Here is a 12,033-nt window from a genome sequence, read left to right as displayed (position 1 = left end):
TTACCAGATCGTAAACTATCTGAAACCCCGTCTTAACGCATTGTCGTCCATTGGCTGGGCATGGCTTACGAACACGGTGATTTCGAACTGGCGCTGACCGCCGCTGCGGGGGACGATATGGCGCTCGTTGCCGAACTGCGCGCCAGCTTTCTTGAAAGCCTGGAATCGCATATCGCAATGCTCGGCCGCGCCCGCTGTGACGGGAATTGGGAAGTTGCCGCGCATCGGCTGAAAGGGCTTGGGGCGAGCTTCCATGCAGGTGACCTAGCGAGGCTCGCACAGGAGGCGCTGGACGGCGCTCCTGGTGATCCCGCCGTCTTGCGCAAACTTCGCGAGCTGCACTCGCGGTTTTCCGCCGCCGACTAGGCCGCCGCGCTTTTCACATCGCTCCCGCGGCCCTAGATTGGGCCCTCACCAGAGACAGCGGAGCCAAACCCCAGAATGCGCACTGCGCTTATCAGCCTGCCGATGCCGGGCGAGGCCGAACAGCCTTCGATCGCCGGGCAATCACTTGCTCAGCGGCAATTGCTGTTTGCGCGCGAGCTTGGCTGCACCGCGGTGATCGCGCATGGCGGTGGCGCGTCGGGTGATGCTATCGCCCTGCGCTACGCCGCGGAGAGCGCGGGATTGCGGTTTCAGGTTATTACCAATGCACACGCCTTGCCGGGTGCCATCGGCAGCGGGGACAGCCTGCTGGTCATCCAGCCCGACCTGCTGCCCGAAGCGGTGCAGGCGCTTGACCTGTTGCGGGCCGAGGGCGACCGGATGCTGGTGATTTCCTCCGGCCCGGGAACAGCCGCGGGGTTCGAAAGGATCGACCTCGATCGCGCTTGGGCCGGTGTTTTGACTATGCCGGGAAGCTGGCTCGATCTGCTCACCCGCTTGCCCGAGGATGCCGCCCCGCACGCGGCGCTGCTGCGCATTTGCCTGCAAAAACGCCTGCCCGAGGCGCGGTTGGCCGACGATATTCTCGATTCTGCAAGCTGGACGATCATTCGGGGCGCCGAAGCCGCCGCATCGCATGAGAAGCGCTGGCTGCACGTCCATCTGGGGGCCGTGCCTGCCTACGCACCCTCGCGCTGGCTTGGCGGCAAAGCCATTGCGCGGGCCGGCGCGCAGTTGCTGGCACGTAGCTGGTCGGGGCTGGCGATTGGCGGAGCAGCGATGGCCCTGCTGGCGGGCAGTATCGCCGTCACGCTCTTCTCCGGTGTCCCTGCGGCGGCATTCGGGCTTACCGCGCTCGCGGTGCCCTTGCTGGAGATGTATCTCGCGCTCGGCCTGTTGGCGGGCGCTCCATTTGCAAAGCGCGGCAAGCGGCATCTCCTGCGCCACACAGTGGATGCGGCAATACTCGCGGCCGGTGTGCTGGCGATTGACGGGCTGTGGTTTCGCGGAGCGTTTCCCGCCCTTGTGCTCGTCGCTGCGCTGCTCCTGCTCGATCGACGTGCGGCCCGCGCTGCGGAGGAACCTCTTCGCGACCGGGCCATTATCGCGCTGGCGCTCGGCATGATGTCCGCTGCAATCTCCCCCGAAATTGCTTTCATGGCCGTCGCGACGCTCTGCCTAGCGGTGCTGCTTTTTCCCGAGAGAAAGCCGGGCGAATAACCCGCCATTAACGCTGTTGGAGTAACACTCGGGTATGAGCGTCGAAACTCCTGCAGAAACATTGGCCAAAAGCGTGGAAAGCAGCTTGCGCGAAGAGCTGGCGCAGGGCGATATTTCGCTTGCGACCACACGCCCGATCCTGCGCCATTTGCTGGCCCATGCGGATCTCGATCTGTTCAATGACGAGGTGATCGCGAAGGTTCGTGGAATGGTGAGACATCTCTCCCGCCAAGTGCTGTTTGCGTTGGCAAAGAGCGAAGGCGTGACCGATCGTGGCGCCTTCGCCGATGAACAGCAGGATACGCTGGCTGCGGGCCTGATGGAAAGCGCCCCGGTGATCGGCTTTGCCCACGCACTCGCGGTGGAAGCGCTGACCGCCGAGCGGTTGAGCGTCCGCAGCGGGATCGACGCGGTGCTGTCGCCTTTGTTGCTGGAACTGGTCGCTTCTCCCGATGGCGACGAGGCGCGCGAAGCCATGCGGGCACTTTCGGCACAAGCCCGCTTCATGCAGCAGCAGCGGCGCATGGAACTGCCACTGGATGAGCTGCCCGCCGATCTGTTCGAAACCGTTTGCGAATATTGCGAAACCGCGCTTGCGGGTAAATCGTCGCGGATCGGCCACGCGGTCGCTGCATTACGCGATCAGCACGCAGAGAGCACCTCGCGCATCACCCGGTTGACCGGCCTCATTCACAAGCTGGCAGACAAGGCACAGCGTGCGCTCAGCGTCGATCACGCGGGCGTCTCGATGTTCGTCACCGCGCTGGAGATGGCGGGGGAGCAATCCCGCGAAGTGGCAGTGCTGTCGCTATCGGAGAACCAGTGTGCGCGTCTGGCTCTTACCTTGCGAGCAGCGGGCCTCTCGGCTGCGCAGGTCGAAGAGCAGTTCATGTTCCTCCACCCCGACATTACGCTGCCCGAAGGCTTCGATACGCTGCGGGCAGACCGCGCATCGGCCGCGCTCGCTGATTCCGCCGCTCTGATGGCCCGGGTGGCCTGAATCGATGGCAAGCGCCCACATCCAATCTGCGCGCGCGCGCACCGATGCCGATGACCGGTTGATCGAGGCCGAGGAGCCGCTGGCGAGCTTCCATCTGCGCGCGGGCGGCGAATTGCCGGGGCCGATTGTGACACCGGCCTTGCTCGAACTCGTGCGCAAGGCGCGGGCGAGCGGCAAGAAGGTGTCCCGCGCCATTCGCGCGCAGGATTCGTTCGAGCAGATTTCCGCTTGGGCAGAAGTGACGCCGGGCCGGATGGGCACCGTCATCAATATCAGCACCTGGCAAGCTGAAGACCTGCCCGAACCCTCACTGTCTGAGGACAATCGCGGTCGGTTGGCGCTGGTCAAACACCTCTCCGGCCTCACCGCACGCCTCGATGAACAGCAACGCATCCTTACCGTGGACTGGACGGCACGGGATATGGACGCGCTGGGCGAGGCCATGATGCAGGCCGTCGGTCATGTTTGGACCGAGCTTGCGCGACCCGAGAACCCGACTCTGGCGGCGCCCGCACAGTGGCGCTTGCTCGATGGCACCCGCATTGTCGTGCCCGGTTCGGAACGCCAATGGGCCGTACAACTGGTGCCACTGGGCCGGAGCGAGGCGCAGCCCGTCGGTTTCGATCTTTACCTTGTGCCCGATCGTCCGCTGGCCGAAGCGCCGCCCAAGCCCTCGCGGCGGCCCGACCGTTCGGCAGGTATTGGCCGCGAGATCGCTCCCGTGCTGCGCCAACCGGTCAGCCGGATCATCGCCAATGCCGAGACGATCCGCACCCAGCTGGCCGGGCCGTTGGCGGACGAATACAGCAATTACGCCGCCGATATCGCCTCCGCCGGAGAGCATTTGCTGGCGTTGATCGACGATCTGACCACGCTGGAAATGGTCGAGGACGAGGATTTTGCGCCCGCGCCCGACCATATCGACCTCGCCGATGTCGGCCGCCGCGCAGCGGGCATTCTCGGTGTGCGCGCGAAGGAACGCGGGATCACTATCGACGAGCCCAAGCTAGGCGAGAGCGTACCCGCCATCGGCGAGTTCCGCCGGACGCTGCAAGTGCTGCTTAATCTGGTCGGCAATGCCATACGCTATTCGCCCGAAGGCGGGCAGGTGTGGATCCGTGTGGAGCAGGAAGGCGAGCGGGCGCGCATCATCGTCGCCGATCAGGGCGAGGGGCTGGATGAAGACCAGCAAGCGCGGGTATTCACGAAATTCGAACGGCTTGGGCGGCAGGGCGACGGCGGTTCGGGCCTCGGGCTTTACATTTCGCGCCGCCTTGCCGAAGCCATGGGCGGTTCGCTGACGGTCGAAAGCGCGAAGGGGCAGGGCGCCCGCTTCACGCTCGAACTGCCTGCCGACCTTTCGGCGTAGAAAACCCCGCCGAAGCGGGGCTTTCCATCGCATTTTTGAGAGTGCGGCTTAACGCTGCTCCACCGGCACATAATCGCGCTGCGTCGGCCCGGTATAGAGCTGGCGCGGGCGACCGATGACCTGGCCAGGATCGGAAATCATCTCGTTCCACTGCGCCACCCAGCCCACGGTGCGGGCAAGCGCGAAGAGCACGGTGAACATGGTGGTCGGGAAACCGATCGCCGAGAGGATAATGCCCGAATAGAAGTCCACATTGGGGAACAGCTTCTTTTCCTGGAAATAGGGATCGTTCAGCGCGATCTCTTCCAGCTGCAGCGCGGTTTCGAACACCGGGTCCTTCACTTTGAGCGCATCGAACACTTCGCGCACCGTCTTCTGCATCACGGCGGCACGCGGATCGTAATTCTTGTACACGCGGTGGCCGAAGCCCATCAGGCGGAACGGGTCGTTCTTGTCCTTGGCGCGCTCGATATAGTGCGGAATCTTATCCGGCGTGCCGATTTCGCGGAGCATATTGAGCGCCGCCTCGTTCGCGCCGCCATGTGCGGGGCCCCACAGGCAGGCAATACCGGCAGAGATACAGGCGAACGGGTTCGCGCCCGACGAACCGGCGAGACGCACGGTCGAGGTCGAGGCGTTCTGTTCGTGATCGGCGTGCAGGATGAAAATCCGGTCCAGCGCTTTTTCGACTTCGGGAACAACCTCATATTCCTCGGCTGGAACGCCGAAAGTCATGCGCAGGAAATTGCCTGTATAGCTCAGATCGTTGCGTGGCTGCATGAACGGCTGCCCCACCGCGTATTTATACGCCATCGCCGCAATCGTCGGCATTTTGGCGATCAGCCGGTGCGAGCTGATCGTGCGGTGTTCCGGATCGGCAATGTCGGTGCTGTCATGGTAGAACGCCGATAGCGCGCCGACGACGCCGCACATGATCGCCATCGGGTGCGCATCGCGGCGGAAACCGCGATAGAAGGTGGAAAGCTGCTCGTGCAGCATGGTGTGGCGGCTGATCGTATAGGTGAAGTCGTCGAGCTCTTCCTTGCTCGGCAGTTCGCCGTTGAGCAGGAGGTAGCTGACTTCCATGAAGCTGGAATGCTCGGCCAGTTGCCCGATGGGGTAACCGCGATGCAGCAGCACGCCTTCATCACCATCGATATAGGTCAGCGCGCTTTCGCAACTGGCGGTCGATTTGTAGCCCGGATCGAAGGTAAACTTGCCCGTTTGTCCGTAGAGCTTGCGGATATCGATAACATCGGGCCCGACGCTACCTTCCAAGGTCGGGAAGCTGTAGGTCTCGCCACCCACGCTCAGGTCTGCCTGCTTGTCAGCCAATGAACATCTCCTTCAAATACCAGTCCCGCTGATTGACCCCTTCAGGCCGCAGCCTGCGCGGCGATCCGCGCAAGGCTTTCCTCCCGTCCAAGGAGAACCAGCACATCGAAAATTCCGGGCGAGGTTGTCTGCCCTGTCAGCGCCGCGCGGAGCGGCTGCGCAAGTTTGCCGAGGCCCAGCCCCAGCTCCTCTGCATAGGCTTTCAGATTGGCCTCCAGTGCCTCGATTGTCCAGTACGTTTCATCCTGCAACCGGGCCAAGATAGCAGATAGTCGCATACGGGCTTCATCATCGAGCAGCACGGCGGCCTGCTCGTCCATGTCGAACGGCAAAGTCTTGAACAGAAAGGCCGCGCCATCGGCCAGCTCGTTCATGTCGCGGGCACGGGTTTTGAGCACAGGCATGGCCTGCGTCAGCAGCGCGACATCTGCTGTTTCACCCAAGATCTCCCCCGCAATCGCCGCAAGCCGCGCATCGTCAGCGGCTCGAATGTAATTGCCATTCATGCTCAGCAGCTTCTTCATGTCGAAGCGGCTCGGCCCTTTGCCGACGGCGGTGATATCGAAGAGGGCAATCGCCTCTTCCATCGTAAACTCCTCCTGATCGCCATGGCCCCAGCCAAGCCGCAACAGGTAGTTGAACATGGTTTCGGGCAGGATACCCATATCGCGGTAATCGCGCACACCCAGCGCGCCGTGGCGCTTGGACAGTTTGGCGCCATCATTGCCATGGATGAGCGGAATATGCGCGTAGACCGGCTCTTCCCAGCCATCTTCAATGCCCTGCATCGCGCGGATCACCTGCAACTGGCGGAAGGCGTTGTTGAGATGGTCATCGCCGCGGATGATGTGGGTGCAGCCCATGTCCATATCGTCGACCACCACGGCGAGCATATAGGTCGGCGAGCCATCGGCGCGCAGCAGGATGAAATCGTCAATCTCGCGATTGTCCACCTTAACGCGGCCCTGCACCGCATCCTCGATCACCGTTTCGCCGGCTTCGGGCGTCTTGATGCGGATGGTGAAGGGCGCGCCTTCGGGTGCCTCGGAAGGGTCGCGGTCACGCCAGCGTCCGTCATAACGCATCGGCTGCTTGGCCGCACGCTGCGCCTCGCGCATTTCGGCAAGCTCTTCGGGCGTCGCAAAACACTTATAGGCCTTGCCTGCATCGAGCAGCTTTTGCGCGACTTCGGCGTGACGTCCCGCGCGTTCGCTCTGGTAAACCGTCTCGCCATCGAAATCGAGGCCGAGCCAGGCCAGCCCGTCGAGGATAACGTCGATCGCTTCCTGCGTGCTGCGCGCTTTGTCGGTATCTTCGATCCGCAGCAGCGCCTTGCCGCCGAAGTGGCGGGCGTAGAGCCAGGAAAACAGGCCGGTGCGGGCATTTCCGATATGCAGAAAACCGGTGGGGCTGGGCGCAAAGCGCGTCACCACCGGCCGCTGTGCGTCAGCGTGATTGCTATCAGAGCTTGCCATAATGCTGCGATTCCTGTCCATTACCCTGCATGGCATCGCGGCAGCCGCCTTTGGTTCCGCTGGGGGACGACGATCTTGATGCTGCGTTGCAGCAGACGCCTTGGCGCAGCCGTGTCTCTTTGTCCAGTATCGGTGACACTGCAGAGCAATTTCTCGGGCAGGCGGGCTTTGATCGCGGGCCATGGCTGACCGTGGTTCTGGCCGCGGGGATAGCCGCGTGGTTCATCCTTCCTACGGCCGCGCATTGGGTTGCTGCGATTGCGATTGGTCTGCTGCTCGCTCTGGCTGCATTGGCGCGATGGAAAGGGCGGGAAGACCGGGTCCACCTGACCACTGCACTGGCAGCCTGCGGGATCGTCTTCGCGCTGGGGACCAGCCTGATCTGGGCGCGCTCCGAACTGGTGGGCGCCGAGGCATTTGAACGCCCGGTTTTCGCCGAGATCGAGGGACGCATCCTGGAACGCATCGAGCAACCGGCGCAAGACCGTGTACGACTGGTGCTCGCCATCCGATCCCCGGTGGATGGCGAGGCAGTGAAGGTGCGTGTCAATGTTCCGTTAGAGGCAACACGGGCGGGGATGACCGAAGGCGCGGTGATCCGCACACAAGCGCGGTTGATGCCGCCCGCTGCCCCAATGCTGCCTGGCGGTTACAATTTTGCGCGCGCCGCATGGTTTCAGGGGCTCGCGGCCACCGGAAGCGTGACAGGCGAGGTTACAATCGTCGAGCCCGCTCCGGCACGCGAGGCGTTGATCCCTTCGCTGCAACGGGAATTGTCGGCCCATGTCCGAACGCAACTCGATGGCTCGGCGGGCAGCATTGCGGCGGCTTTCGCCAGCGGTGACCGGGGCGGGATCAGCGTGGCTGATGAAGATGCGATGCGCGATTCGGGACTGACACACTTGCTGTCGATCAGCGGGTTGCACGTCAGTGCGGTTATCGGCGCCGCCTACATTCTGGCCATCAAGCTGCTGGCGCTCTGGCCGTGGCTGGTGTTGCGGGTGCGGCTACCTGTGGTGGCGGCAGGTGTCGGGGCTTTGTCGGGGATCGGCTACACCCTGTTGACCGGCGCCGAGGTGCCGACTGTGCGCAGCTGTATCGCCGCACTGCTGGTGCTGTTCGCGCTTGCACTGGGACGCGAGCCCTTGTCGCTGCGGATGATTGCCGTGGCGGCGGCGGCTGTCCTACTCGTCTGGCCGGAGAGCCTTGTGGGACCGAGCTTCCAGATGAGCTTCAGCGCGGTCATCGCGATTGTTGCGTTGCACAGCTCGGCTCCGGTTCGCGCCTTTCTCAAGCCACGCGAGGAGAGTTGGTTCGCGCGAACCGGGCGCAATACGGTGATGTTGCTCATCACCGGGCTGGTGATCGAGATCGCGCTGATGCCCATCGTCTTGTTCCACTTCCACCGTGCGGGCGTTTATGGTGCGCTGGCCAATGTGATCGCCATTCCGCTGGTGACTTTCATCTCCATGCCGCTGATCGCGATTGCCTTGCTGTTCGACATTGTGGGGCTTGGCGCGCCGTTCTGGTGGCTGGCGGGGCAATCGCTCGATCTGCTGGTCGGCATCGCCCATTTCACGGCAGCGCAGCCCGGCGCGGTGAAGCTCATTCCGCAGATGACATTGCCGACCGTCCTGCTGTTCGCGCTGGGAGGCCTGTGGCTGGCGCTTTGGAAGGGGAGGGCGCGGTTGCTTGGTTTCGCCCCCGCAGCCATTGCGAGCCTGTGGCTCTACCTAACCCCTATCCCCGACATACTGATATCGTCGGACGGTCGCCATGTGGGAATCACCGGAGAGGATGACCGTCTGCTGGTGCTGCGCGACACACGAAGCGAGTTTACGCGTGACAACCTGCTCGAACTGGCGGGGGTCGAGGGTGACCCGGTTCCGCTCGAAGATTGGAATGGAGCCGAGTGCAGCCGGGATTTCTGCGCGATCTCGCTCGAACGGGGAGGGCGCGACTGGCACCTGCTTCTGAGCCGCAGCGAAGATATCGTAGAGGAGCGCGCGCTCGCCGCAGCCTGCGAGCGGGCGGATATCGTGGTGGCTGACCGCTGGCTGCCGCGAAGTTGCGAGCCGCGTTTGCTGAAAGCAGACCGGCGGACGCTTGAGACAACTGGCGGAATGGCCATCACACTAGGTGAAGATGGCGAGCCTTCGATGCGCACCGTCGCCCAGAGCGAGGGCGGGCATGGATGGTGGCGCGGGCGGCAGGACTAGGCCCGCCACCCGACGCACAAACGGTCAGTGGTAGCGTCGCAGCAAGCCTGCGAGTTTGCCCTGAACTTCTACCTGGCTATCGGCGTAAATCTGCGGATCATAGGCGGCGTTTGCCGGATCGAGCCGGATCATGCCGCCATCATGGTAGAGATATTTCAGTGTCGCTTCCTCGCCATTCACGAGCGCCACAACAATATCGCCATCGCGGGCAGTGTTCGCCTTCTTCACCAATGCAAAGTCGCCGTCAAAAATGCCCGCTTCAACCATCGAGTCGCCCGACACTTCAAGCGCGTAATGCTCGCCAGCACCAAGCAGTGCAGCGGGTACGGGAAGGGTCTGGCTGCCTTCCAACGCTTCGATCGGAACACCGGCGGCAATCTTGCCGTGGAGGGGAATTTCGATCACATCATTGGCCGCGACCGGCGCCGCTGCTGGCGGCGTGGTGATCTTCGCCACCGCGTCATTGCCCACGTTCTCAGGCATTTTCACGACTTCGAGCGCGCGGGCACGGTTGGCAAGACGCCGGATAAAGCCGCGTTCCTCGAGAGCCGAAATCAAGCGATGCACGCCCGACTTGCTCTTCAGATCGAGCGCATCCTTCATTTCCTCGAAACTCGGAGAAATGCCCGATTCCTCAAGGCGACGGTGAATGAAAAGCAGCAATTCGTGTTGCTTGGCAGTCAGCATGGGTTGGTTCCTTACTGCGATGTTCCAATTTGGGAACGAACACGGAACACCTATGGAACACATCGCCTCAAGTCAAGCGATACCGCCATTTTGGAGCGGATAGACGGTTACGCGTTCACCTGCTGCGACGGGTGCGGCATCGATATCACGCCGGATCAGTGCATTGGCGCAGGCAAGCGTGTGCAGAGCGCTGCTATCGCGCTGCATTAGAGGGGTAACTCCGTCTCGACCGAGAATAGCGCGTAGGAATTCGGTGCGCGTCCCCCCCGGCGGAAGCGATTGTGTCAATCGCGCATCGATACTTTGCGGCAAAGGCGATGCGGAACCTCCGAATTGGCGCAATAACGGGAGCAGGAACAGGAGGGCGGTGACATAGGCGGACACCGGATTGCCCGGCAGGCCGAGGACGATCTGGTAACCCCGTTTGGCAACCAGCAACGGCTTGCCCGGGCGGATCGACACGCGCCAGAACGCGATCTCTGCGCCCCAGGCCTCCAGCGCCGGTTTGACCAGGTCATGGTCGCCTACCGATGCTCCTCCGGTGATGACGATCACCTCGCTATCCGATTGCGCAAAGGCTTCAACCAGCAAGCCCACCGAGTCGCCGATTGGGCCGAGCCGCTTCGGTTCATCCGCGAGTTCCCCGGCCAACTCTGCGATCATCGCGCCATTGGTGGCTGGAATTTGCGTTCCGATGGCTTCCGAGGGTTGCGCGACAAGTTCGTCCCCGCAGTCGATCACAGTCAGGCCCGGCTTCTTGTGCAGGGCGAGCTGCTCGACACCCGCCATGCGGACAAGTGCCAGCTGAGCGGCGGTCAGCCGCATTCCGGCAGGAAGCAGTACGTCGCCAGCTGCGAAGTCGAACCCGGCGCGGCGGATATGCTGCGGGCTGGGGCCATCGGCATTGGTTAGCGCGTGGACGTCGCCATCCCGCGCAGCGTTCTCCTGCAACAGCACCGCATCCGCGCCCTTGGGCAGTGCCGCGCCGGTGGAGATGCGCACAGCCTCTCCACTCGTAAGCTCACCAGCAAAGGGATGCCCCGCCGCGCTTTCGCCGATCACGCGCCATGGCCCTGAATGATCGCCAGCGCCAATCGCGTAGCCGTCCATCGCCGAGAGGTCCGCTGGCGGCTGGGTGCGCCTAGCGACAACAGGCTCACCAAGAACCCGCCCGTTCGCCTCGTCCACCGTTACGACTTCTGTTGCAAGCGGCTGCGCCAGCGCCAGCAGCTTCGCCTGCGCTTCTTCAAGCCCCAGCACGCCAGTCCCCGCTTTTGCCGCCGCTCTTGGCGAGCAGGCGCACGCCGCCGATCACCATGCCTTTGTCGAGCGCCTTTGCCATGTCGTAGATCGTCAGCAGCGCCACCGAGACGGCGGTCATCGCTTCCATCTCGACACCGGTCTTGCCGGTAAGCGAGGCACGCGCTTCGGCGCGGATGCCGTCTGTTTCGAAGGCGAAGTCCACGCTGACGCTGTCGAGCGCGAGCGGGTGGCAGAGCGGGATCAGCTCGCCCGTGCGCTTGGCCGCCATGATCCCCGCGATCCGCGCTGCTGCGAGCACATCGCCCTTGGGGCCGCTGCCATCGCGGACAGCCGCCAATGCCTCGTCCGACATGGAGATCCGGCCCTCCGCCACGGCGACACGCGCCGTTGCCGCTTTACCGCCGACATCGACCATGCGTGCCGCGCCAGCTTCGTCGAGATGGGTCAGGCGGCTCATGCCAGACCCGCCGGTTCGAACGGTTCAAAGGCGAACCTGTTACACCTGTTACACAGTCCTGAAACAGAAAACCGCCCTGCTGCGCCCAAAGGGCGGGCAGGGCGGTTTCGAGAGATTAGCGGCGCGATTGCGATGGTCATGCGCCGATCTGTGCCACAGTCCCAACCAGTAGGACAGGGCTTGTATGCGTGGCGAATATCAGTCGCGCAGTTCGGGCGGGATGCGGCCGCCGGCGTCGGCCAGCTTGGTCATCACCTGCTTGTGCAGCCAGATGTTCTCTTCCGCCTTGCCCGAATAATCGGTGTCGCCCATTTCGGTGGCGAGTTCCTTGCGGTTTTCGTAGCTGGGATCGAGCCCGACCAGCTTCATCAGATCGACAATCGACGTGCGCCAATTGAGCTTGTCCGAACCGTCTTTCGCATCGAGCGCGGCAGCAATGTCCACCTCGGTCTTGGGCGCGGCCTTGGCGGCGCCGAAACCGCTTGCCTTGGGCGCGGCGGCGGGAGCAGCGGGTGCCGCTGCGGCAGCCTGCTCTTCCTCGTCGTCACCGAAAATCGCGTTCTTGATCGAGCTGAAAATTCCCATGGGTAATCCCCTTCCATTGCAACGGTAGTCTGGAGTCG

At 63.2% G+C, this 12,033-nt stretch carries 11 protein-coding genes; 5 read left to right on the top strand and 6 right to left on the bottom strand.

The window, feature by feature from the left end:
- Positions 1-60 precede the first annotated feature (60 nt).
- The 4 genes from ACS0VV_RS06415 to ACS0VV_RS06400 all read left to right on the top strand — a co-directional run bounded on the left by ACS0VV_RS06415 (position 61) and on the right by ACS0VV_RS06400 (position 3,974).
- Positions 61-366, top strand: coding sequence for an Hpt domain-containing protein (locus ACS0VV_RS06415; RefSeq protein ID WP_483531895.1), 306 nt, complete (start codon positions 61-63; stop codon positions 364-366).
- 75 nt (positions 367-441) lie between these two features.
- A complete protein-coding gene (locus tag ACS0VV_RS06410; RefSeq protein WP_483531894.1) occupies positions 442-1,605 on the top strand; it encodes a hypothetical protein in 1,164 nt (387 codons plus the stop codon).
- A 34-nt stretch (positions 1,606-1,639) separates the two neighbouring features.
- Positions 1,640-2,605 (top strand): hypothetical protein, encoded by a 966-nt coding sequence (locus ACS0VV_RS06405; protein WP_483531893.1) that lies wholly within the window; start codon positions 1,640-1,642, stop codon positions 2,603-2,605.
- 4 nt (positions 2,606-2,609) lie between these two features.
- On the top strand, positions 2,610-3,974 hold the full coding sequence (locus tag ACS0VV_RS06400; RefSeq protein WP_483531892.1) for a sensor histidine kinase: 1,365 nt from the start codon (positions 2,610-2,612) through the stop codon (positions 3,972-3,974).
- Between the two features lie 48 nt (positions 3,975-4,022).
- Here the strand turns inward: ACS0VV_RS06400 and ACS0VV_RS06395 are convergent, their stop codons facing one another.
- Both ACS0VV_RS06395 and gltX read right to left on the bottom strand, forming a co-directional pair.
- A complete protein-coding gene (locus ACS0VV_RS06395; RefSeq protein WP_483531891.1) occupies positions 4,023-5,309 on the bottom strand; it encodes a citrate synthase in 1,287 nt (428 codons plus the stop codon).
- 41 nt (positions 5,310-5,350) lie between these two features.
- Positions 5,351-6,784: a glutamate--tRNA ligase gene (gene gltX, locus ACS0VV_RS06390; RefSeq protein WP_483531890.1), complete on the bottom strand. Its 1,434-nt coding sequence runs from the start codon at positions 6,782-6,784 to the stop codon at positions 5,351-5,353.
- Positions 6,785-6,813: 29 nt separating this feature from the next.
- Here gltX and ACS0VV_RS06385 point away from each other — a divergent pair, with 29 nt between their 5' ends.
- Entirely contained in the window at positions 6,814-9,003 is a 2,190-nt protein-coding gene (locus tag ACS0VV_RS06385; RefSeq protein ID WP_483531889.1) for a ComEC/Rec2 family competence protein, read from the top strand.
- Between the two features lie 24 nt (positions 9,004-9,027).
- Here ACS0VV_RS06385 and lexA read toward each other — a convergent pair whose 3' ends face one another.
- The 4 genes from lexA to ACS0VV_RS06365 form a co-directional block, all read right to left on the bottom strand.
- Positions 9,028-9,690 (bottom strand): transcriptional repressor LexA, encoded by a 663-nt coding sequence (gene lexA, locus ACS0VV_RS06380; protein ID WP_483531888.1) that lies wholly within the window; start codon positions 9,688-9,690, stop codon positions 9,028-9,030.
- A gap of 72 nt (positions 9,691-9,762) precedes the next feature.
- Entirely contained in the window at positions 9,763-10,950 is a 1,188-nt protein-coding gene (locus ACS0VV_RS06375) for a molybdopterin molybdotransferase MoeA (RefSeq protein ID WP_483531887.1), read from the bottom strand.
- Positions 10,937-11,410: a cyclic pyranopterin monophosphate synthase MoaC gene (moaC, locus tag ACS0VV_RS06370; protein WP_483531886.1), complete on the bottom strand. Its 474-nt coding sequence runs from the start codon at positions 11,408-11,410 to the stop codon at positions 10,937-10,939. The genes ACS0VV_RS06375 and moaC overlap by 14 nt, the downstream gene beginning before the upstream one ends.
- Before the next feature lie 198 nt (positions 11,411-11,608).
- Complete coding sequence (locus tag ACS0VV_RS06365) at positions 11,609-11,995, bottom strand: DUF3597 domain-containing protein (RefSeq protein WP_483531885.1); 387 nt, start codon at positions 11,993-11,995, stop codon at positions 11,609-11,611.
- Positions 11,996-12,033: the final 38 nt, after the last annotated feature.

The sequence above is a fragment of the Aurantiacibacter sp. KMU-128 genome, assembly GCF_056933515.1.
Note: the sequence above shows the minus strand (reverse complement) of the source record. Positions and strands in the feature narration are given on the sequence as shown.

Excerpts from the sequence above, each read along its gene's own strand:
- ACS0VV_RS06415 (WP_483531895.1), top strand. The coding sequence starts at position 61 with ATGGCTTACGAACACGGTGATTTCGAACTGGCGCTGACCGCCGCTGCG.
- ACS0VV_RS06410 (WP_483531894.1), top strand. The coding sequence starts at position 442 with ATGCGCACTGCGCTTATCAGCCTGCCGATGCCGGGCGAGGCCGAACAG.
- ACS0VV_RS06405 (WP_483531893.1), top strand. The coding sequence starts at position 1,640 with ATGAGCGTCGAAACTCCTGCAGAAACATTGGCCAAAAGCGTGGAAAGC.
- ACS0VV_RS06400 (WP_483531892.1), top strand. The coding sequence starts at position 2,610 with ATGGCAAGCGCCCACATCCAATCTGCGCGCGCGCGCACCGATGCCGAT.
- gltX (WP_483531890.1), bottom strand. The coding sequence starts at position 6,784 with ATGGCAAGCTCTGATAGCAATCACGCTGACGCACAGCGGCCGGTGGTG.
- ACS0VV_RS06385 (WP_483531889.1), top strand. The coding sequence starts at position 6,814 with ATGGCATCGCGGCAGCCGCCTTTGGTTCCGCTGGGGGACGACGATCTT.
- lexA (WP_483531888.1), bottom strand. The coding sequence starts at position 9,690 with ATGCTGACTGCCAAGCAACACGAATTGCTGCTTTTCATTCACCGTCGC.
- moaC (WP_483531886.1), bottom strand. The coding sequence starts at position 11,410 with ATGAGCCGCCTGACCCATCTCGACGAAGCTGGCGCGGCACGCATGGTC.
- ACS0VV_RS06365 (WP_483531885.1), bottom strand. The coding sequence starts at position 11,995 with ATGGGAATTTTCAGCTCGATCAAGAACGCGATTTTCGGTGACGACGAG.